Source organism: Oceanospirillum multiglobuliferum (genome assembly GCF_900167095.1).
In the GTDB taxonomy this organism is placed as follows: domain Bacteria; phylum Pseudomonadota; class Gammaproteobacteria; order Pseudomonadales; family Halomonadaceae; genus Oceanospirillum; species Oceanospirillum multiglobuliferum.
On sequence record NZ_FUXG01000003.1, the window covers coordinates 228,064 to 250,131 of the forward strand.

Genomic DNA, 22,068 nt, shown 5'->3' on the forward strand with positions numbered 1-22,068 from the left:
TTATGAAAGATTCTTCTTTTATCTATCTAATGTTGAGCAAAGCTTAATTGACAGTTCAGAACTTCGTCTATGCTGTAAGTGTGACCTGAGTGATTCAGTATCGCTGTTCACCTAAGCGACTCCGTTGTCACGGCTGTATGAAAGGAGGCCGTCATGAGCATTTTTAACCATGTACAAAATCGTTTTGATCGAGTTCAGCAGGAAGAGTATAGCCTGCAAGAATATTTAGAAATTTGTAAAAGTGATCCTCTGGCCTATGCCTCTGCAGCAGAACGTATGTTGATGGCAATTGGTGAGCCAGAAGTGATTGATACCGCGAAGGATACCCGGCTCAGTCGGATCTTTTCGAATAAGGTGATTCGCCGTTATCCGGCCTTTTCAGATTTCTTTGGTATGGAGGAGGCTGTTGAACAGATTGTCTCCTACTTCAGACACTCTGCCCAAGGTTTAGAAGAGCGTAAACAGATTCTCTATCTGTTAGGGCCTGTTGGGGGCGGTAAGTCATCTTTGGCTGAAAAACTGAAAGCCTTGATGGAAAAAGTCCCCTTCTATGCCATTAAAGGCTCACCAGTGTTTGAATCGCCTCTAGGGCTTTTTGATAGCACTGAGGACGGTGAAATTCTGGAACAAGAGTTCGGCATCCCGCAACGCTATTTGCGCTCAATCATGTCGCCTTGGGCCGCGAAACGTTTGAAAGAATTTGGTGGGGATATCTCCAAATTCCGAGTCGTTAAACTCTACCCTTCAAGACTCAATCAGATTGCGGTGGCTAAAACAGAACCGGGGGATGAAAACAACCAAGATATTAGTGCGTTAGTGGGTAAAGTTGACATCAGAATGTTGGAGGACTTTGCACAAAATGACCCTGACGCCTATAGCTTCTCCGGTGGTCTGTGCCGTGCGAACCAAGGTTTACTTGAGTTTGTGGAGATGTTTAAAGCGCCGATTAAAGTGCTACACCCACTCTTAACCGCCACTCAAGAGGGTAACTACAACAGTACAGAAGGGATGTCTGCGATTCCTTACGAAGGCATTATCTTGGCGCACTCGAATGAGTCTGAGTGGAAAGCGTTCAAAAACAACAAAAATAATGAAGCATTTCTCGATCGGGTTTACATCGTGAAAGTGCCTTATTGTTTGAGAGTGTCTGAAGAGATCAAAATCTACGAAAAACTGTTGGAAAACAGTTCTTTGCACTCTGCGCACTGTGCGCCAGACACTTTGAAAATGTTGGCTCAATTCACCACGCTGTCGCGTTTAAAAGAGCCTGAGAACTCTAGTATTTACTCCAAAATGCGTGTCTATGATGGTGAAAATCTAAAAGACACTGACCCTAAAGCCAAGTCACTGCAAGAGTACCGCGACAGTGCAGGCGTTGACGAAGGTATGGAAGGGCTCTCAACCCGTTTTGCGTTCAAGATTTTGTCTAAAGTCTTTAACTTTGATGCAACAGAAGTGGCCGCGAACCCCGTGCACTTGCTGTACGTATTGGAGCAACAGATTGAGCGAGAACAGTTTGCGCCCGAACTGCAAGAACGTTACCTACGTTTTATTAAAGAATGGCTGGCGCCTCGCTATGTCGACTTTATCGGCAAAGAGATTCAAACCGCTTATCTGGAATCTTACAGCGAATATGGACAGAACATTTTCGACCGCTATGTGATCTACGCTGATTTCTGGATTCAGGATCAAGAGTTCCGTGATCCTGAAACGGGTGAGCTGTTTGATCGTCAAGCGCTGAACGAAGAGCTGGAAAAAATTGAGAAGCCAGCCGGTATCAGTAATCCAAAAGATTTCCGCAATGAGGTGGTTAACTTTGTGTTGCGGGCACAAGCACAAAACGGTGGGCAAAACCCTTCATGGTTCAGTTATGAAAAACTGAAAACGGTGATTGAGCACAAAATGTTTGCTAATACAGAAGAGTTATTGCCTGTGATCTCCTTTAATGCAAAAGCGTCTTCATCTGAGCAAAGTAAGCATGATGACTTTGTCGATAGAATGAAACAGCGTGGTTATACCGAGAAGCAAGTGCGGTTGTTGTCCGAGTGGTATCTACGGGTACGTAAATCTCAGTAAGGGCGAAGGAGAGGTGGCCACAAGCTCTGTTTATTGATGAGCCGCTTAGGCCAGAGGGCGCAACGACAGCGTTGTTGCTCTCCCGCTTGAGTGAGTAGCGCTGCCTTCACACCCTCTTGTTTCGATGCTTAATCTGGTTTGCTGTTGAATCAACAGGGTGTGTGTTTGCCGATGCATAAGGAGAAACCGCATGAGTTTCATTATTGACCGACGCCTCAATGGCAAAAATAAAAGCGCGGTAAACCGCCAGCGTTTCTTGCACCGCTATCGTGGTCATATCAAGAAAGCGGTGACAGACGCGGTGAACCGCCGCAGCATCACCGATCTTGAGCACGGTGAAAAAATCAACATTCCTGCCAAAGATATCAACGAGCCTATTTTCCAGCAGGGGAAAGGCGGACGTCGCGAGATCGTTAATCCCGGTAATAAAGAGTTTCAACAGGGAGATCGTATTCGTCGACCTCAAGGGGGCGGCGGCGGTGGCTCGGGCGATGGACAGGCTAGTAATTCGGGCGAGGGGGATGACGAGTTTTCATTCTCGATCACCAAAGATGAATTTTTGGAGTTTATGTTTGATGGTCTAGAGCTGCCAAACCTTGAGCGGAAAATGTTCAAGGATATGGAGTCGGCTAAGCTGGTTCGTGCAGGTATCATCAAAGATGGTACTCCCGCGAAGATCAATATTGTGCGCTCCATGAAGAATGCCCACGGACGACGTAGAGCAATGACAGGTAAAAGTCGTCGTCGTTTACGGGAATTAGAGGCATTGTTATTAGAGGAGCAAACGAAAGATGAGCTGTTGCGTAATCCTTTACGAATTCAGGAGTTAGAGCTTGAGATTGCACAGCTTAAACAAAAGATCGACCGAGTGCCTTTTTTAGATACTTATGATCTTCGTTATAACCACTTCCGGCTGGAGCCACAGCCTAGCAATCAAGCGGTGATGTTCTGCTTGATGGATGTGTCCGGCTCTATGACACAAGCTCACAAGGATATGGCGAAACGTTTCTTTATTTTGTTGTATCTATTTTTAGAGCGTAACTATCAGCGCATCGAAGTGGTATTTATCCGTCACCACACCAGCGCTAAAGAAGTGGATGAAGAAGAATTTTTCTACTCCAGAGAAACAGGCGGCACTATTGTTTCAAGTGCACTCAAGTTAACTCAAGAGGTGATCAGTAAGCGCTTTCCATTGAATGAGTGGAATATTTACGTTGCTCAAGCTTCAGATGGCGATAACTGGGATGATGACTCCACAAACTGTAGCAAGCTACTGATGAATGAGCTGATCCCAATGGTTCAGTATTTTGCCTACGTTGAAATTACGCCACATGCACATCAGGCGCTTTGGGAGGAATATGTTGGGGTGCGCCAACGCTACCCTGATCGGTTTGCAATGGAACAGATCGTCAGTGAAGCTGATATTTACCCTGTCTTCAGGGAGTTGTTCAAGAGGAAAGAATCATGAATGACATTACCTCTAATGTGATTGCACATCAGGCTTCTGAAAGTGCCAATACTGATACAGAGAAGCGTACGCCAATCTCAACGAGTTCAGAATGGACTTTTGAGCTTTTGGAGGATTATGACCGAGAGATTGGGCGTATCGCCAGAAGCTTTGGTTTAGATACTTATCCTAATCAAATTGAAGTGATAACTACAGAGCAGATGATGGATGCTTATTCCTCTGTTGGTATGCCCCTTGGTTACCATCATTGGTCGTTTGGTAAGCAGTTTCTGTCAGTTGAACAGGGTTACAAGCGTGGGCAAATGGGCTTGGCTTACGAACTCGTGATTAACTCTGACCCTTGCATCGCTTACCTCATGGAAGAAAACACCATGACAATGCAGGCGTTGGTGATTGCTCATGCTTGTTATGGTCACAATTCGTTCTTTAAGGGGAATTACTTATTCAAAACATGGACAGATGCTGCGGCTATAGTGGATTACCTGCTGTTTGCGAAAAAGTATATTGCGCAGTGTGAAGAGCGCCACGGTATTGAAGAGGTTGAATCTTTGCTGGATGCTTGTCATGCCTTGCAAAACTATGGGGTAGACCGTTATAAACGCCCTGCGCCAATTTCCGCAGAGGAGGAGCAGAAACGGCAACAAGAGCGCGAAGAGTACTTGCAACAGCAAGTGAATCAGCTTTGGAGCACGATTCCCTTAAAGCGGACAGATGATGAGGTTGCGGGTAAGCGTTTCCGCTATCCCTCTGAGCCTCAGGAAAATATTCTCTACTTTATAGAAAAAAATGCCCCTCTGCTTGAACCTTGGCAGCGTGAGATTGTGCGGATCGTGCGTAAGATCGCGCAGTATTTTTATCCACAGCGCCAGACACAAGTCATGAACGAAGGTTGGGCAACATTCTGGCACTACACCATTATGAATCAGCTTTATGATGAGGGTTTAGTAACAGAAGGCTTTATTCTAGAGTTCTTGCAATCCCATACCAGTGTTGTTTATCAGCCGAGTTACGATAGCCCCTATTACAATGGGATTAACCCTTATGCATTAGGTTTTGCTATTTATACGGATATCAAGCGTATCTGCGAAGAGCCAACAGAAGAGGACCGTCAGTGGTTTCCTGATATAGCAGGCACCGACTGGCTGAAAACACTGCATTTTGCGATGCATAACTTCAAGGACGAGAGTTTTATTTTACAGTTCTTATCGCCCAAAGTGATGCGTGATTTGAAGTTGTTCTCAATTGTCGATGATGATAAAGAATCTGAATTAGAAATTGCCGCTATTCATGATGACTCCGGTTATAAACTGATTCGCCAGCAATTAGCCGCACAATATAATTTAGGCAATAGAGAGCCAAATATTCAGGTGGTTGAAGCGGATGTGCGAGGTGATCGCTCATTAACACTTAATCATTACGCCCATAATCGCAGGCCACTGGATGCGGGAACACCTTCAGTTCTGCGTTATATTTACCAGCTTTGGGGTTTTCCTGTGCGCTTGAAAACTATCATGGAGGATGGAACTAAGCAGTGCTACGCTTGGCCGCCAGAGACAGAGGCTGCTAAGGCTTAGTTATTCAAGGGATGGGGAGAGAGGATAAAAGATAAAAGATAAAAGGTCTACAGATGTGATATTTGTGTTGCGAAACACGCCTTAGACCTTTTTTACCCATGCTTGGCACCAGCCATTTGGTGATACGCTATTTGAAGAGAACAGTACACAACCGTTATCAATAAAGTTAAATAGTTGGCAGTTAGCGCAGTTTTGTCCGGATTGATATTTAGGGTGCCGAACATCTCGTACATCTGCTTTGTAATGTAAAGCACGTGCGGCTGAGTCTCGTTCTTTTAATACAGGAAAGGCAGCTAAAACTGGTGAGCTAATAAAAGGGATTGTTGGTGCTGTACAGGCTAGCAACAAAAACTTTCGGCGATTTATGTTCATTAATCACTTCTCCTTTAATGCTTCTTGAAAAGCAAAAGGCCTGATAGCTCAGGCCTTTTGTGTCGCAATGTCTAACTGACGATTGACCGCAGCGCTTATAGAGAGCTGAAGTAAGCCGCTAGATCTGCAATATCTTTATCACTTAGACCTGCTGCTTGCGGTGCCATCATTGCAGCAGTACCACCTGTGCGCTGGCCTGCTTTGTAAGCTTTCAGAGCATTTTCAAGGTACATCGCTTTTTGGCCTGCTAGGTTTGGATACATTGGTACCATGCTTACACCGTTAGCACCATGGCAGCCTGCACATACAGCTGCTTTACCTTTGCCTGCTGCTGCATCGCCAGCTGCTAGAACAGAGCCAGATGCAGTTAGAGCGACAATACCTGCAATTGCGAGTAGTTTTTTCATAGGTTCACCTTACTTAATGTTTTCAAGCTAATCTGATCAGTCACCTTATAATCAAGGTGCTGAGCATTAAAATTATTGCCGTGCGATAAGAACAAAAGTACCCCCTTATCGCATTGGCGTAAATCATCTTTCAAGCAGCATAATGATTTTTTGATGCAAAAATAGCTGACCAAAGGTCGTAAGTCTGCCGATTAATTAGTCTAGTATTGATGCCTTATTGCTCTCAGAAGAGGGTACGTCAAGGTTGTATGTGTTTTCTATAGATGATTTTATCTGTTGTAGAGACAGCCATTCTGTTGGTTTTTTTTGCCCATACTGGTCAATACGGTAGCTCTGCAGCCCGTTGTCTTGAATGTAATATCGAGTGGACTCGATTGAGCCAAAGGGCGATTGTTCAATAAAGTAAATCGGCTGTATCGGAATCGAGTTATAAAGTGAAAAGCGATAACGATTGATAATGTCGCCGTCACCATTTACCAGCAACTGTCCTGTTATACTGTCACGATACTCTTTTTTAAGTTGGAGTATTGCGGGTTGGTCAAGCAGATATTGTTGTTGGAGCAGATACTGGGTTGCAAGTGCAATTAAAGGTTGATCAATAAATAGGGTTTGAAAGTTACGTGTTAGAAAAGGCAATACATCAGGGCTGACACGTAGCCGCTGCGTGGCACTTAGGTCAGGATCTACACTGTAGTGAAATTGACCGAAATAGATTTGATACTCTGAGTTGGCTTGATCAAAGCTGATCAGCACTTCGTTAAGCTCTGTATTGGGGAGTGTTCTCAGTATGAAGCTGTCCTGATTATTCTCTTGCCCGTTTAGGTGGTTACCAATATCTATCAAAGGGCGAAACACCAGCTCTTGTAAACCTGTGTGATAGGTTCTAACCAGCAGAGCCTCACCCTCACCCATAGGGTTAAATACCCGCTCAATACTGGAGCGATTAGGGTTAAGTTGTTTGCTTAGCAAAACTCTAAACTGTTGTAGAGCATCTTGTTGCTCTATGGTTTGCTCCGCTGCAAATGCTGCAAATATAGGAGAGCCAATGCTGATAGACAGCAGGAGTACGAAGGATTTTAACAATAATTTAAGACGCGACATTTGCTACAGCAGTGTGGTTCATTTACTGTGGAACTGTACCGATAAAGCCCCTTATAGGCCAGTGATTATTCGTTAGAGTATCAAGATAGGTAGCTGTTGGTCTGCTTCAGTTTTGTCTTGGCTTATTTAAGATACAAACAAAAAGGATGGGCAATTATGCATATTGAATTTTATGGCGCAGCGCAGGAGGTGACAGGCTCTTGTCACCTGATCGAAGTTGGCCAATATCGAGTGTTATTGGATTGCGGATTGATCCAAGGTGGCGCAAAAGATGAATTACGTAACGCAGAATCGTTCCCTTTTGATATTACGCAAATTGATGCCGTTATTTTAAGTCACTCCCACCTTGATCACTGTGGGCGGATTCCTTTATTAGTGAAAAGAGGGTTCAAAGGCCCTATCTACACACAAAAAGTCTGTCGAGAGATGTGCGGCATAATGTTTCGAGATGCCGCTAATATTTATGCCCATGATGCCGTCACTGCGAATAGAAAACGCGCTCGTAAACACCTGCCCCCAGTTGAGCCGCTTTATACGTTACAAGATGTAGAACAGGCTTTGAAGCACTTTCAGGGGCTGGATTATGATGCGGAAGAGGCAATATTACCTGGTATCCGCATACGTCTGCGTGACGCAGGGCATATTCTAGGCTCTGCAATAGTTGAACTGTGGCTGGATGATGGTAAACACCAGCGCAAAGTGGTGTTTTCGGGTGATTTGGGACATGCTGGTGTGCCTATTTTGCGTGAGCCAACAGAAATTCATCACGCTGACCTTGTCATTATGGAGAGTACCTACGGTGGGCGATGTCATAAGCCTTGGGATGAAAGTATGCAGGAGATGGGCGCGATACTCTCTGAAGCTGCTAAAGCTAAAGGTAATGTGCTCATACCATCGTTTGCGGTTGGGCGAACGCAAGAGCTGTTATATCTATTTGCGAAGCACTTTAATGAATGGAATATAGGCCACTGGCAAATATTTTTAGATAGTCCTATGGCAATTGAGGCTACAGAGGTTTATCTCAAACATAGTGAGTTATTCAATAAAGAGGCCAAGAGATTGGCGCTGAATGACCATAAACTAGATGATTTGCCAAATCTTAGGTTTACCCGTAGCCCTGAAGAGTCTATGGCGCTGAATAGAATTAGTTCCGGTGCGATTATTATAGCAGGTAGTGGTATGTGTGAAGGCGGGCGTATTCGTCATCATCTGAAATATCACGCTTGGCGTCATAATAGCCATATTTTAATGGTGGGTTTTCAAGCCAAAGGTACACTAGGGCGTCGATTAGTAGAGGGAGAGAAAGTAATCAAACTGTGGCATGAGTCAATTCATGTTGCCGCTCAGGTACACACTGTCGGAGGTTTTTCTGCCTACGCCGATCAACAAGGGTTATTGAATTGGCTAAAGGCTTTCAAGCGACCTCCAAAACTCTATTTAGTACATGGTGAGTCTGGAGCGCAACAAGATCTACAATTAGAGGTTCAGCACCAATTAAACCTAAGAGCAGAGATTGCTCAAACGGGACAAATCATTGATTTAGTGAACTTTTCAGTGGCTAATAGACATATCTAAATCAAAAGCAGCACATTTATTTACTGTTATCTATGAGGATTTATGCCAATAATACTTGTTTTTATTGTGGTTACTTTTGGTAGTGGTGCTTGGTACTGGTTCGAGCAGCACTCTGATCAAAGCATGGTATACGCAGGGCTACCAGAGCGAACCAATTCTGGATGGCAAAACTGGTATCGAGTGTTACCAAACGAAGGCTTTGTAGTAGGTTATTCTGATTTACGTTTAAACCCTTTGTGGGTGAGTTACCCGCTGACAGCATTAACGGCTGAACAGAAAAAGCAGGGCTATAAAAGACCATCTCAGTTCAACGAAGATTGGCGCACTTTTTGGCGAGTCAGCCACGGTGACTATAGCAACACAGGCTATGATCGTGGGCATTTAGCACCAAACTATGCAATATCTAGGCAGTTTGGTAAGCAAGCCCAGCTTGATACTTTTTTGATGACCAATATCAGTCCGCAAAAGCCAAATCTCAATCGAAAAATTTGGCAACGACTGGAGGAGGCTGCTATTGATCACTTTGCCCCACAGTTTTCCAAAGTATGGGTGATGACTGGGCCAGTATTTGAAGGTGAAGTAGAGCGGCTATCGAGTTGGGTTGAGGTTCCTGATGGTTTCTACAAAGTTTTTGTGGGTGTTGATGCTAAGGATCAAGCCGTCAGTATGCTGGCTTTTTTCTTCCCGCAAAATGTTAAAGGAAATGAGTCGCTTAGTAAGTTTGTTGTCTCTGTTGATCAACTTGAGTTGATGACAGGCTTTGATTTTTTTAGTCAGCTGGATGACGAAGTAGAAAATAATTTGGAGAAAAATATCGCGGTTCAACGTTGGCGTTTGGCAGAGGTTGCAAGTAAAGCCTCTCGATATTAAATGCAAGTGCTTATGTTGATAAAAAGTTTATAAAAAGGGCGATCTATGACCAGCCGAGGACTTTTTTACCTTAAGTTTTGGCTCTTATTGATGAGTGTACTGTTATCAAGTTGTGATCGTCCTTATCAGGATCGTCTCAAGGTTGGTGCTAATCATTGGGTAGGTTACTTCCCATTATATCTAGCAGAGTCTGAAGGTTTATTGGCAAAAAGTAATACTCAGTTACTGGAATATTCCAGTTCTGTCGATGTGATTAGGGCTTTGAAGAATAGGGTGATCAATGCTGCGGCATTGACTCTAGATGAGGCAATGACTCTGGCTGATACGGGCTATCCTTTACGTATTATATTAGTAGCAGATATATCGGACGGCGCGGATATTATTGTTGCCCGACAAAGCATTAAAACGGTTGCTGAGCTTAAAGGTAAGCGAGTGGGCGTTGAAAATACTGCCGTTGGTGGTTTTATGCTTAGTCGAGCATTGTCATTAAATGGACTGTCGTCGACAGATATTACAGTTGTACCTACCTCTATAGATAATCATATTCAACATCTCCGGCAAGGCGATATTGATGCTGTTGTTACATTTGCATCAGAATTAAGACACTTACAGGGTTACCCCGTTACAAAGATTTTTGACTCATCTGCAATACCGAATGAGATAGTTGATGTACTGGTGGTTAATGCTGAGTGGCAGGACGAAGCACAACTGGTTGCCTTAGCTAAAAGTTGGTTTAAGTCTTGGCACAGCTGGCAGGAGGGAAAAGTTAATCGCGAACTGCTTGCTCAACAGCTCGGGCTGTCTGAGTCTGAGTTGCTGGAAGTGCTGTCTACGTTGAAAATGGGAGATATTCAAGTCAATCAATCATTCTTAAACCAATCTCCGCCATCACTGTATTTGAGCATTCAGCGCTTGCAAGATTTGATGCTGGAAGAGCATTTGTTGTCATCTAAACTAAGTGCCAATGCGGCGTTCATCATCGACCCAAGTATCTATAAAAAGGCCAGTCAGTAATGCTCTTCTTGGCTAAATATTCTCTTCGAATCACATTTCCTTTGCTACTGATAATGCTTGCCTTGCTATTTAGCTTATTCCAGTTGCTGGTATATCTGCCGCAGGTTGAGGAGGATGTTAGAGAAAGCAACCAAAATAGCTACCATGGCATATTGAGCTTGGTTCAGGGCAGTATTAATAGCAATCTTATTGCAGGGCGGTGGGGCGAATTATCCTCTCAGCTGTCAGATTTATCAGGTGTTGAAGGTGTGCTTTGGGCTGCAGTTGTTGATACCAATAGAACAGTTTTAGCCTCTACACGCTATCAATGGCAACAGCACTATCTGTGGGGTATGGGGTTAGATTTGAGTGAAACACGCTATCTGCTAGCAGAAAAGCAAAAGCGTGGAATTATTGATACAGTGCATAGCACTAAATGGGTGGCTTACTATCCTTTAGACAGCTTTGCGGATGGACAGTTACGTAGTCAGCAAACAGCAATGCTTGTAGTCGGGCTAGATATTTCAAATAAATTAAAGTCTGCACATAAAAATGTTCTCATCCAAAGTATGGAGCTGTTTAGCATTTTATTTGCATTGGCCTTTTTTGCAGGCTTGCTATACCGAAAGGTTGTTGTGAGCCGAATTAACAATATTCAGCAGATGGCTATCGCATTCGCCAGTGGAAATGTGTCTGCACGAGCAGAGGTTGTGGGTCGAGATGAAGTTGCGCATTTAGCTCAAAATTTTAATGCTATGGCTAATGCCATACAGTCTGATCGCAGGCAGTTGTTAGAAGCTGAAATGCGTACACGGTCAATTTTAGTGAATGCCCCAGATGCGATTTTAACCGCCGATGAGAAAGGTTATTTAATAACTGCAAATCCTGCCGCAGTAGCTTTATTTATGCTGCCTGATGACAATCTACATCAGATAACATTGTTCTCTTTATTGTCAGTAAGTGAGCAATCAGTGGTTTCTTCTGTAGATGTCTCCACACGTATTGCCCGTTTAGAACAGTTGTCGGAAACGGTAGGGGTTAGGCTCGATAGAACTACCTTTCCTATGGAAATTACCATCACAGAATATGATACGGGAAGCTTGTTGCAGTACGTCGTCATCATTCGAGATATTAGTGAGCGAAAAATAGCACAAGAAGAACTGAACTACCTTACCTTAAACGACCCATTAACAGGTTTGCCTAATCGTTCACTTCTGCTGCAGCGTCTATATAGTGCGATTGAGCGCTGCCGTCGAACGGATGAAAACATAGCGTTACTATTTTTAGACTTAGATAACTTTAAAAATATCAATGATAGTTTAGGTCATGATTCAGGCGACGAGCTGCTTGTTGCGGTGAGCCAGCGTTTGCTCAATCAATGTGAAGGCTTTGGTGTGTTGGCGCGTTTAGGTGGTGATGAGTTTGGTTTTTTATTAGAGCAAGGTGAAGCTGTTTTTGCGCCTAATCATTTTGCCGCGCAAATATTGTCACTTTTTGAGAGGCCTTTTTTAGTGAAAGGCTATGATTTATTTGTGACGCCAAGTATTGGTGTGGTGCATTATGCAGGGGAAAAGATAGCCGCTCAGCAGCTTTTGAAAGAAGCGGACATAGCTTTGTACCGTGCTAAGGAGCTGGGACGAAATCAATACTGTCTCTATGATCATGCCTTAGCCGGTATGGTGAATAATAGGTTGGAAATAGAAAATCAACTCCGTTATGCATTGTCCCGTAATGAGTTTTTATTACACTTCCAGCCTAAAGTTGATGCCAAAACACGCAAAATCATTGGGGCTGAGGCGCTGATACGTTGGAACTCACCAGAGCGCGGTATGGTTTCTCCTGTTGAGTTTGTACCTGTATTAGAAGAAACAGGCATGATTTTAGAGGTGACACAATGGGTGATAACCGAAGCGTGCCGAGTATTAAAGGCGTGGCACCAGCAAGGCTTAATGGTTCAATTGGCTGTAAACCTCTCTGCAATGGATTTTAGACAACAAGATCTAGTTGATCAGATCAACACGCAGGTATCTAATTTTGGTATTGAACCTCGGTGGTTGGAATTAGAGGTAACAGAGGGTGTTTTACTTGATGATTTACAGCGTACCTCTGAAATGTTGTCAGCATTTAAACGAGAAGGCTACAAAATATCCCTTGATGACTTTGGTACGGGATACTCCTCTTTAAGCTATCTTAAGCGTTTCCCGCTAGATTGTTTGAAAATTGATAGAAGCTTTGTACGTGATATTCCCAGCGATCAGAATGATGTGGCGTTGGTTAATGCTATTCTAGCGATGGCCAGTAGTTTAGGTTTGGTTGTTGTCGCAGAAGGTGTAGAAGAGTTAGCTCAAGTTGAGTTTCTATCAGAAAAAGGTTGCGACTATTTTCAGGGCTATTTCTTTAGTAAGCCACTATCTGAATCTGACTTTGAGGTGTTACTGAGAGCAGATGCATGAATGAACTCGAAACTTTCATAAAAAAGGTAACATACTGTCTATAAAATTTGTAATAGAGGGGGCGAGGGAATGTTGTTTTTCTGCGTTGGGATATGGTGCCCAGAAGAGGACTTGAACCTCCACGACCGTAAGGCCACTAGCACCTGAAGCTAGCGTGTCTACCAATTTCACCACCTGGGCTCAACGCACAGGAAAAACAAATTTTGAGTTGCGTAACTTTTAACGGAATTAAAAGTCTTATTGGTGCCCAGGAGAGGACTTGAACCTCCACGACCGTAAGGCCACTAGCACCTGAAGCTAGCGTGTCTACCAATTTCACCACCTGGGCAACTGGGGGCGAATTATACGCAAGCCGCTTATGCACGCAATAGTTTTCTGAAAAAATTCTAAAAATTAAATCACACAGATATAGCGTATAATCTGAGGTGTTCCGCTTTAAAATTATAAAGGATAAGGCAAATTAATATGAAACGCTGGTCAGTCACACAAGACCCACATGCCGACCGAGAAGCCAACAAGTATGACAACCCGGTACCTAGCCGCGAGTTTATTATGGATTGGTTGAAAAACTATGGTCGGCCGCTCACGCACATGCAACTGTGCGAGCGTATGGGCTTAGTAACTGACGATGATATAGAAGCGCTGCGCCGCCGCTTACGGGCGATGGAGCGAGATGGTCAACTGTTAAGTAATCGCAAAGGTGCTTACGGCTTGATCTCAAAAATGCAGCTTATTAAAGGACGCGTAGAAGCACATACTGATGGCTATGGCTTTTTAATTCCTGAAGATGGCTCGGATGATCTATTTTTATCCAGTCGCCAAATGCGTCAAGTGTTCCATTTGGATGTGGTATTGGCACGTATTGTTGGTGTTGACCGTAAAGGTCGCCGTGAAGGTGCAATCGTTGAGGTACTACAGCACAATACAGATGAAATAGTTGGACGCTTTGTTCAAGAAAATGGCATCTGTTTTGTGCGCCCAGATAACCGTAAATTGCAACATGACTTAATTGTTGCGCCCGGTCTGTCTTTAAATGCTGAGCATGGACAAGTGGTCTGCGCCAAGGTTGTTCAGCAACCGGGACCAAGGTTGCATGCTCAAGGCCAAGTGCTAGAAGTACTAGGTGATCAAATGGCACCGGGTATGGAAATTGACATTGCAATTCGCAAATACAATATTCCACACCAGTTTCCTGATGCGGTGCTTGATCAAATTGGTCATATGTCAGAGCAGGTTGAAGAAGGGGATAAAGCGCATCGCATTGACCTGCGCCACCTACCCTTTGTTACTATTGACGGTGAAGACGCCAAAGATTTTGATGATGCGGTTTACTGTGAGAAAAAGCGTTGGGGTAGTTGGAAGCTTTATGTCGCCATCGCAGATGTATCGCACTATGTAGGTGTTAATACACCGTTAGATCTTGAAGCTCATAATCGTGCTACATCGGTCTATTTTCCTGGGCAAGTGGTGCCGATGCTACCTGAGTTGCTCTCTAATGGCCTATGTTCTTTAAATCCGCATGTTGATCGCTTGGTCATGGTGTGTGAGATGAACATCAGTGCCAATGGTGAGATCAGCCGATATCGCTTCTGTGAAGCGATTATTCAATCTCAGGCGCGACTAACCTACACTCAGGTAGGGGCTTTGCTTACAGATCCGAAACATCCCGATGCTGAAATTTTCCGAACTCGATACGCCGATGTCGTCAAGCCCGTTCAAACCCTGTATGGCTTATATCATGTGCTGCGCGCAGCACGTACAGTGCGTGGAGCAATCGATTTTGAAACCGTAGAAACACGCATCATATTTGATGAAAATCGCAAAATTGAATCGATTGTCCCCGTTGTCCGTAACGACGCTCACAAGCTGATTGAAGAGTGTATGTTGTGTGCGAACGTAGCAGCAGCGCGACTATTAGAAAAGCATAAGCTACATGGCTTGTATCGTGTACACCAAGGGCCTAAAACTCAGCGCCTAGAAAAACTTAAAGCTTATTTAGGTGAGCTTGGCTTAACGCTGGAAGGCGGCTTAAAACCAACGCCTGAAGATTATCAGGTTTTGCTGCAATCAATTGCGGATCGCCCTGATGCTTCTGCAATTCAAACCTTCTTGCTGCAATCGTTATCACAGGCAGTTTACAGCCCAGATAACCAGGGTCACTTTGGCCTGAACTATAAAGCCTATGCGCACTTTACCTCGCCTATTCGTCGTTATCCTGATTTATTAGTGCATCGTGCGATTCGTGCGTTAATTCGTAGTGATCAAGAAACCAATCACGTTTTGCGCTTAGATCATCCAGTTGTCGAGCCTCGTAGCAAGTGGTTGCCATACTCATTAGAACAGATGATTGAGTTAGGCGAACATTGTTCGATGGCGGAGCGCCGAGCGGATGAGGGCGTGTACGATGTACTGGCTTGGCTGAAGTGTGAATATACCGCCAGCCGTATTGGTGACAGCTTCAAAGGCACTGTGACGGGTGTTACAGGCTTTGGCTTATTCGTTCGTTTAGATGAAATTTATGTTGAAGGCTTGGTGCATATCACTTCGCTGCCATCAGACTATTATCAGTTCGAGCCTGCAAAACAGCGCCTAAGAGGCGAGCGTGGTGGACGAATATTTAACCTAGGCGATGAGCTAACTGTAATTGTAGCGCGAGTTGATTTAGATGAACGTAAAATTGATTTCGAGCTGGACCAGTCGCAACCTGTAGAAAGAAAAGGGCGAAGGTTTAGTGCCAAGCCTGCGGTTACATCTGCGGAAACCTCTCTAGCTCAAAGGATTGCTAAAGAGGTTACTCAAGTTGCGAAAAAGCATAAGCGTAAAAAGCCTAAAAAAGCGAGTGCTGCAACAGTGTTGAATACAGCTGATAAACCTCACAAAAAGAAAAAGAAAAAGCGTTCAGGTAAAAAAGAACGTGCTCGCAATAAAGCGGCAAAAGCAGAGTAATTTAAAGACGGTGATTGATTAAAAACAGCCGCTCTCTTTTGGTGGAGCGGTTTGTTTTTTTACCGTATTTATTCTTGGTATAGGTCTGGAATAATAGTGAAAGCAAAAAACGAAACTCGCCATCAAAATGTAGGACGTGCAGCTCGTATGGGTTCTGCAAAACCTGAGCGTAAACAGCATAAGCCTAAAGCGAACCAAGGCACAGGCATTGAAGCTGTGTTTGGTATTCATGCTGTTACAAGCTTGATTAGCCGACAGCCTGAGCAAATTATTGCGTTACACCTTTTGTCGGGTCGAGAAGATGAAAAACTGAGCATGATTGTATCATCGGCTCAGCAGCTGGGAATTCAAACCCAGAGTCATGATCGCGAGTCGTTAGATCAGCTGGTAGGTGAAGTTGTACACCAAGGCGTAGTCGCAATCTGCAAGCCTTTGAAAACCTACAGTGAAGCTTGGTTGGATCAGTTGTTAGATAAAACAGAGCAGCCCTTGTTACTTGTTTTAGATGGCGTTACAGATCCTCATAATCTAGGGGCTTGTCTGCGTACAGCCGATGCTGCGGGTGTTCATGCGGTGATTGTGCCGAAGGATCGAGCTGCCCCGTTAAATGCGACTGTACGTAAAGTGGCTTGTGGCGCAGCAGAAGCGATGCCAGTCGTTTCGGTGACTAACTTATCGCGCACGCTAAATGACCTAAAGAAGGCGGGAGTTTGGGTTGTGGGAACGGCAGGTGAAGCTAAACAGAGTATATATCAGTCTGATGTTAAAGGTTCTATTGCATTGGTGATGGGGGCCGAAGGCAAAGGCATGCGTCGATTGACACGAGAGCACTGTGATTTGCTGATTAACTTGCCTATGTCGGGTGAAGTGAGCAGTTTGAATGTCTCAGTTGCTACTGGCGTATGTTTGTATGAAATTGTTCGTCAACGTACTTTCGTAAAATAAGCCGTTTCAGTAAATAGTTCTTGCGCAGTTTTGTTTCCATCTATAGAATTTCGCGGTTCTTTTTGATTAAAAGAATATTCTTTCCACTCCTTGCTTTTTCGCGGGTGCTAATCACATCACTGAAAAAGCTGTAAAACCGTAAGGAGCTATAATGCGTCATTACGAAATTGTGTTCATGGTTCATCCGGATCAGAGCGAACAAGTTCCAGCGATGATCGAGCGTTACACCAACCTGATTCAGGAAGCTGGTGGTGCTATTCATCGTATGGAAGACTGGGGTCGTCGTCATCTGGCATACCCAATTAACAAAATTCATAAAGCTCACTACGTTCTAATGAACGTTGAAGCAACTAGCGAAGTTGTTGACGAGCTAACTGAAATCTTCCGTTATAGCGATGCGATCATCCGTAATTTGGTTGTTCGTACTAAAGCTGCAGTAACAGAAGCATCTCCAGTTAAAGCTGAAGCCTCTCGTGAAGATCGTCGCGATGATCGTCGTGCAGAGCGTGCTGATGATGCCCAAGTTGAGTCTGATGATATCGATGCTGATGATGAAGCAGACGATTCAGAAGAATAAGCACCAACATAAATTTTTGGGAGTATAGAAATGGCACGTTTTTTCCGTCGTCGCAAGTTCTGTCGTTTCACCGCTGAAGGCGTTGATCAGATCGATTATAAAGACATCGAAATTCTGAAAAGCTATATCACTGAAACTGGCAAGATCGTTCCAAGCCGTATTACTGGTACTAAAGCACGTTATCAGCGTCAGCTGGCAACTGCTATTAAGCGTGCCCGTTACTTGGCTTTGCTGCCATACACTGACAGCCACCAGTAATCTAAATGATATAAGGCTTAGTGCATGCGTTTCATCGCAAACTATGCACTGAAATCGCGTACTAACGCGATTATCGCTACGGCGATCAGTGCGGCGATTCCAATGTTTTTTTGGATTGCTGCCGCCGTAGTCGGTGTAATAACCCTAAGAAAAGGAGCTAAAGACGGCAGTCACGTGATGCTTTGGGGCTCACTACCTGCATTGTTTTGGCTCGGGCAAGGTGATCCAACACCTGCTCTTGTGATCTTTGGTGTCATGTTAATGGCGCTGGTGCTGAGAAGCTCAGCCAACTGGTCACAAACTTTAATTGTGGGTGCGGTAATGGGAGCCATTACCGGTAGTTTTATTGATTGGTTACCTCCAGAAGTGATGTCGCAAGTTGCGCAAGCAAGCCGAGATATGATTTCTGGTAGTACAGAGCTGGCCGAGCACGTAGGTGTTGGGCTAGATCAGCTATTAATCAGTTTATTTACCGGTATCATCTCAGCCGTTCACACATTGATGATGATTGGAAGCTTAATGCTTGCTCGTTGGTGGCAAGCTGTACTCTTTAATCCGGGTGGCTTTCAACAAGAGTTTCATCAACTTAGGTTGCCTATTTGGGGCGCACTGGCATTAGGAGCTGTAATTGTTTTTGGAGCTGGTATCAGCTTAGAAACAGTTAAATGGATACCGTCTCTGACGATTCCACTGGCGATAGCCTGTATTGCACTGATTCATGGTGTTGTAGCGATCAAACAATTGAGTCGATCTTGGTTAATAGCATTTTATGTGCTGTTTGCCATCACTGGACACTCACTGTACGTATTGATGATTTTTGTGGCCTTTCTGGATAGTGGTTTTAATTTCCGCCAAAAATTGGCAAGTAAAAGACCACCAGATCAGGACACAGAATAAAGAGAGGTTAACGAGATGGAAGTTATTCTGCTCGAGAAAGTTGGCAAACTGGGTGGCCTAGGCGACAAAGTAACCGTTAAATCTGGTTACGGCCGTAACTTCCTATTGCCATACGGCAAAGCAGTTACAGCAACTGCAGCTAACTTGGCTGAGTTCGAAGCACGTCGTGCTGAATTAGAAGCTCAAGCAGCTGAAATTAAAGCAGCTGCAGAAGCACGCGCTGCTGCTCTAGAAGAGATCGAACTGTCAATCGTTGCCAAAGCTGGTGACGAAGGCAAACTGTTCGGTTCTATTGGTACTCGTGATCTGGCTGACGCAATCTGCGCAGCAGGTATCGATGTTGCTAAGAGCGAAGTACGCCTGCCTGACGGCCCGATTCGTAACGTTGGTGAATTCGACGTTGCAATCCAGCTGCACAGCGATGTAACAACAAGCGTTCGCGTGATTGTTGCTGCAGAATAATCAACTTTAAGTTGGTTAAGAGAGGCACGTGACCTAAGGTCATGTGCCTTTTTTTTATGCGTAAATTTGTAAGATAATCTCTCAATTACGCAATATTTTTGTACTGAGTATTTCATATCAGTTTAGTTTTGGAGGCCACAATACTATGTCCGACTTTACTCCGGTTGATAAACAAACGGCTGCGATAAAAGTGCCGCCACACTCGTTAGAGGCGGAAAGGGCAGTACTGGGCGGCTTGCTACTAGACAATGAGGCTTGGGATGGTGCTGCAGAGCGCTTAACAGGAAAAGATTTTTACCGACGAGATCATCGGCTAATTTTTGAAGCGATGGCAAGTTTAGCTGAGTTTGCTAAGCCTTTTGATGTGGTAACTATTTCAGAAGTGCTTGAGCAGAAAAAAGAGCTAGATCAGGTGGGTGGTTTGCCTTACCTAGCTGAGCTAGCGCGTAACACGCCATCTGCAAGCAATATATTGGCTTATGCTGAGATCGTACGCGAGCGTTCAACACTACGTCAACTGATCAAAGCCTCTAACAAAATAGCGGAAACGGCTTTTGATGCGCAGGGTAAAACTTCAGATGAGCTGCTCAATGAAGCGGAACGCTTGGTATTTGAGATTTCTGAGTCTCGTCCTAAATTTGGTGGGCCAGAAGGGGTAGCCACTATCCTGCGTAAAACGATTGAGCGTATTGATGAGTTATATAAGCTTGATACTGCCATGACGGGCTTAAGTACAGGCTTTAAAGATCTTGATGCCATGACCTCTGGTTTACAGCCTTCGGATCTTGTGATTGTGGCAGGCCGTCCTTCGATGGGTAAGACCACTTTTGCGATGAATATTGCAGAGCATGCCACCTTGTCTCAGAAAAAACCTGTGGTCGTGTTCAGTATGGAGATGCCAAGTGAGTCTCTTATGTTGCGTATGTTGTCATCGCTAGGACGTATTGATCAAACCAATGTGCGTACGGGTAAACTGGGTGATGATGATTGGCCTCGGCTCACTTCAGCTGTCAACCTGCTGGAAAGTCAGCCCTTATTTGTAGATGACACCCCTGCTCTAACACCTAATGAAATGAGGGCGCGTATACGTCGACTAGCACGTGAAAATGGTGATATAGGCTTAGTCGTAATTGACTATCTGCAATTGATGCGTGTGCCAGGGCTATCTGATAATCGCACAGCTGAGATCTCTGAAATTTCACGCTCGTTAAAAGGTTTGGCAAAAGAATTTAATTGCCCCGTGATTGCACTGTCTCAGCTTAACCGAAGCTTAGAGCAGCGTCCTAATAAACGCCCCGTGATGTCTGATTTACGTGAATCTGGTGCGATTGAGCAAGATGCGGATGTTATTGCATTCATTTATCGTGATGAGGTGTATAACAAGGATGATGAGAGTAATAAAGGCATAGCTGAAGTGATTATTGGCAAGCAGCGTAATGGCCCTATTGGCAACGTAAAGTTGGCATTTGTTGGTAAATACACTCGCTTTGAAGATTTAGCACCGGACTACTATAGTCAGTATGGACATAATTCGGATGAATAAAGTCTTTGGCTATGGCTTGCCTAGTAGACAATAACCCCTATAATGCCCTCCCCTTATTGAAGCCTCGATTGTAGACTTAACTGTAGAGGCTTTAATTGAATTAATGATAGTTAAGGAGCTTGAATGGCTGGCAAATTTCGCCCAGGTGCGCGCCGTACCCGTACCCCAAAATTGCAAGGCAAAGGAGTCTTGGAGTCGATTACAACAGAGGGACCATTCCAAGAATGGTTAGGGATGCCTGAGTTATATCGTCATACCCTAGTGGTAGATGCTGTAAGCTATTCATATCAAACAGAAGATCCAGAGCTGTCAGTAGCTTTAGGGGATGTAGTGGTTTTTCGTTATAAAGAAGCAGGCAAGGCACTTTGGATTGATCGTAATTCTTTAGGTGTTTGGATTGACCCTGCCACTTTTAGCCGATAAGCGGCAATGATTAGCAAGAGAGCACAACAATGATGGCCGTTGCGGTGCTCTCGTACAACTGACTTACTAAGATAAAGTCCCACCTTTTTTGCGCCACTGATGTGGCTGATAAGTGCCTAAAATACGAATATCCTGTGCAAAAAAAGCCAACTCTTCTAAAGCGTTAATCATTCCCTGTTCATCTTGATGTGCCTCTACGTCGACATAGAATGAAGTTGCCTGAAAGCTGCCTGTATTCATATAGCTTTCTAGTTTGATCATGTTGATACCATTCGTCGCAAACCCGCCCATTGCCTTATATAACGCTGCTGGCATATTTCGCACACGGAACATCAATGAGGTTAGATAGCGTTTGCCAACTTCGTAAGCAGGGACTTCTGCTTGACGGGATAGAATAATGAAGCGAGTCGTATTGCCATCAAAATCTTGAAAATTCTCCTGCAGAATCTCCATTTCATACAGCTCAGCAGCTAAAGAGGAAGCAATAGCGGCACGACTCTTGTCTTGTAATTGCATTATCTCTCGTGCAGCACCTGCGGTATCCGATTTTACATCGGTGGCAAGGCCTAGCCGCATAATGTTGTTGTCACACTGAGCTAAGGCTTGAGGGTGAGAACAAACCGTTTGAATATCCGTTAATGTGCTACCTTTTAAACCAATTAGGCAATGATTAATGCTTTCAAAATGTTCGCCTATAATGGAAAGGTGGGTTTTGGGTAACTGCCGATAGATCTCTTCAACTCGACCTGCTGTAGAGTTCTCTATTGGAATCATGGCTAGTTCAGCAGCACCTTTTTCGACCATCTGCATAGCTTCTGTGAAAGTGCCACAGGGCACAGGTGTAAAAGCGGGGGTTGCTGTACGACAGGCCAAGTGAGAATAGGCGCCCAGATGACCCTGAAAAGCGATAATCGGCTCAGGACTTGCATCTGAAGTATTGATCTCTGACACGGAAATATTCCTATTAAGGTCTTAGGTTACAATAGCTCTACAAAAAAGAATCGAAAGAGATTTCTTTTATTGTAGTATCGGTTAAAACTACACACGATAAAAATATAAATAAAAGTTATCTTAATTTTTCTGCATTAAATAGCAGCTAATCTACTAGATACAATAATGAAAAATTGC

19 protein-coding genes and 2 tRNA genes are annotated in these 22,068 nt (G+C 44.2%); 15 read left to right on the forward strand and 6 right to left on the reverse strand.

The window, feature by feature from the left end:
* Window positions 1-153 precede the first annotated feature (153 nt).
* The 3 genes from B5D26_RS03680 (at window position 154) to B5D26_RS03690 (ending at window position 5,118) form a co-directional block, all read left to right on the forward strand.
* Complete coding sequence (locus B5D26_RS03680) at window positions 154-2,076, forward strand: PrkA family serine protein kinase (protein WP_078744340.1); 1,923 nt, start codon at window positions 154-156, stop codon at window positions 2,074-2,076.
* 190 nt (window positions 2,077-2,266) lie between these two features.
* Window positions 2,267-3,544: a YeaH/YhbH family protein gene (locus B5D26_RS03685; protein WP_078744341.1), complete on the forward strand. Its 1,278-nt coding sequence runs from the start codon at window positions 2,267-2,269 to the stop codon at window positions 3,542-3,544.
* Entirely contained in the window at window positions 3,541-5,118 is a 1,578-nt protein-coding gene (locus tag B5D26_RS03690; RefSeq protein ID WP_078744342.1) for a SpoVR family protein, read from the forward strand. Before B5D26_RS03685 ends, B5D26_RS03690 begins: the two co-directional genes overlap by 4 nt.
* An 81-nt stretch (window positions 5,119-5,199) precedes the next feature.
* Here B5D26_RS03690 and B5D26_RS03695 read toward each other — a convergent pair whose 3' ends face one another.
* The 3 genes from B5D26_RS03695 to B5D26_RS03705 form a co-directional block, all read right to left on the reverse strand.
* Window positions 5,200-5,490, reverse strand: coding sequence for a high-potential iron-sulfur protein (locus B5D26_RS03695; RefSeq protein WP_078744343.1), 291 nt, complete (start codon window positions 5,488-5,490; stop codon window positions 5,200-5,202).
* A 95-nt stretch (window positions 5,491-5,585) separates the two neighbouring features.
* On the reverse strand, window positions 5,586-5,897 hold the full coding sequence (locus B5D26_RS03700; RefSeq protein WP_078744344.1) for a c-type cytochrome: 312 nt from the start codon (window positions 5,895-5,897) through the stop codon (window positions 5,586-5,588).
* A gap of 195 nt (window positions 5,898-6,092) precedes the next feature.
* On the reverse strand, window positions 6,093-6,998 hold the full coding sequence (locus B5D26_RS03705; RefSeq protein WP_078744345.1) for a hypothetical protein: 906 nt from the start codon (window positions 6,996-6,998) through the stop codon (window positions 6,093-6,095).
* Window positions 6,999-7,154: 156 nt separating this feature from the next.
* Here B5D26_RS03705 and B5D26_RS03710 point away from each other — a divergent pair, with 156 nt between their 5' ends.
* The 4 genes from B5D26_RS03710 to B5D26_RS03725 all read left to right on the forward strand — a co-directional run bounded on the left by B5D26_RS03710 (window position 7,155) and on the right by B5D26_RS03725 (window position 12,889).
* A complete protein-coding gene (locus B5D26_RS03710) occupies window positions 7,155-8,573 on the forward strand; it encodes an MBL fold metallo-hydrolase (protein ID WP_078744346.1) in 1,419 nt (472 codons plus the stop codon).
* 42 nt (window positions 8,574-8,615) lie between these two features.
* Complete coding sequence (locus B5D26_RS03715; RefSeq protein WP_200810610.1) at window positions 8,616-9,443, forward strand: DNA/RNA non-specific endonuclease; 828 nt, start codon at window positions 8,616-8,618, stop codon at window positions 9,441-9,443.
* A gap of 90 nt (window positions 9,444-9,533) precedes the next feature.
* A complete protein-coding gene (locus B5D26_RS03720) occupies window positions 9,534-10,457 on the forward strand; it encodes an ABC transporter substrate-binding protein (protein WP_159445581.1) in 924 nt (307 codons plus the stop codon).
* Between the two features lie 53 nt (window positions 10,458-10,510).
* Entirely contained in the window at window positions 10,511-12,889 is a 2,379-nt protein-coding gene (locus B5D26_RS03725) for a putative bifunctional diguanylate cyclase/phosphodiesterase (RefSeq protein WP_159445582.1), read from the forward strand.
* A 93-nt stretch (window positions 12,890-12,982) separates the two neighbouring features.
* Here B5D26_RS03725 and B5D26_RS03730 read toward each other — a convergent pair.
* Both B5D26_RS03730 and B5D26_RS03735 read right to left on the reverse strand, forming a co-directional pair.
* A tRNA-Leu gene (locus B5D26_RS03730) sits at window positions 12,983-13,069 on the reverse strand.
* A gap of 61 nt (window positions 13,070-13,130) precedes the next feature.
* Window positions 13,131-13,217 (reverse strand) — tRNA-Leu (locus B5D26_RS03735).
* 137 nt (window positions 13,218-13,354) lie between these two features.
* Here B5D26_RS03735 and rnr point away from each other — a divergent pair.
* The 8 genes from rnr (at window position 13,355) to B5D26_RS03775 (ending at window position 20,940) form a co-directional block, all read left to right on the forward strand.
* Window positions 13,355-15,835: a ribonuclease R gene (rnr, locus tag B5D26_RS03740; protein ID WP_139776586.1), complete on the forward strand. Its 2,481-nt coding sequence runs from the start codon at window positions 13,355-13,357 to the stop codon at window positions 15,833-15,835.
* Window positions 15,836-15,931: 96 nt separating this feature from the next.
* Entirely contained in the window at window positions 15,932-16,780 is an 849-nt protein-coding gene (gene rlmB, locus B5D26_RS03745; protein WP_234985174.1) for a 23S rRNA (guanosine(2251)-2'-O)-methyltransferase RlmB, read from the forward strand.
* 151 nt (window positions 16,781-16,931) lie between these two features.
* Window positions 16,932-17,357, forward strand: a complete 426-nt coding sequence (rpsF, locus tag B5D26_RS03750; protein WP_078744350.1) for a 30S ribosomal protein S6 — start codon at window positions 16,932-16,934, stop codon at window positions 17,355-17,357.
* A 30-nt stretch (window positions 17,358-17,387) separates the two neighbouring features.
* Window positions 17,388-17,615, forward strand: coding sequence for a 30S ribosomal protein S18 (rpsR, locus tag B5D26_RS03755; RefSeq protein WP_078744351.1), 228 nt, complete (start codon window positions 17,388-17,390; stop codon window positions 17,613-17,615).
* Window positions 17,616-17,639: 24 nt separating this feature from the next.
* Entirely contained in the window at window positions 17,640-18,512 is an 873-nt protein-coding gene (locus B5D26_RS03760; protein WP_078744352.1) for a hypothetical protein, read from the forward strand.
* Between the two features lie 15 nt (window positions 18,513-18,527).
* Complete coding sequence (rplI, locus tag B5D26_RS03765; protein ID WP_078744353.1) at window positions 18,528-18,974, forward strand: 50S ribosomal protein L9; 447 nt, start codon at window positions 18,528-18,530, stop codon at window positions 18,972-18,974.
* Between the two features lie 145 nt (window positions 18,975-19,119).
* Complete coding sequence (gene dnaB / locus B5D26_RS03770) at window positions 19,120-20,517, forward strand: replicative DNA helicase (protein WP_078744354.1); 1,398 nt, start codon at window positions 19,120-19,122, stop codon at window positions 20,515-20,517.
* A gap of 123 nt (window positions 20,518-20,640) precedes the next feature.
* Window positions 20,641-20,940, forward strand: coding sequence for a hypothetical protein (locus B5D26_RS03775; RefSeq protein ID WP_078744355.1), 300 nt, complete (start codon window positions 20,641-20,643; stop codon window positions 20,938-20,940).
* A 66-nt stretch (window positions 20,941-21,006) separates the two neighbouring features.
* Here B5D26_RS03775 and B5D26_RS03780 read toward each other — a convergent pair whose 3' ends face one another.
* Window positions 21,007-21,891 carry a prephenate dehydratase gene (locus B5D26_RS03780; RefSeq protein WP_234985176.1) on the reverse strand — a complete coding sequence of 295 codons (885 nt, stop codon included), beginning with the start codon at window positions 21,889-21,891 and terminating at the stop codon, window positions 21,007-21,009.
* Between the last annotated feature and the right edge of the window lie 177 nt (window positions 21,892-22,068).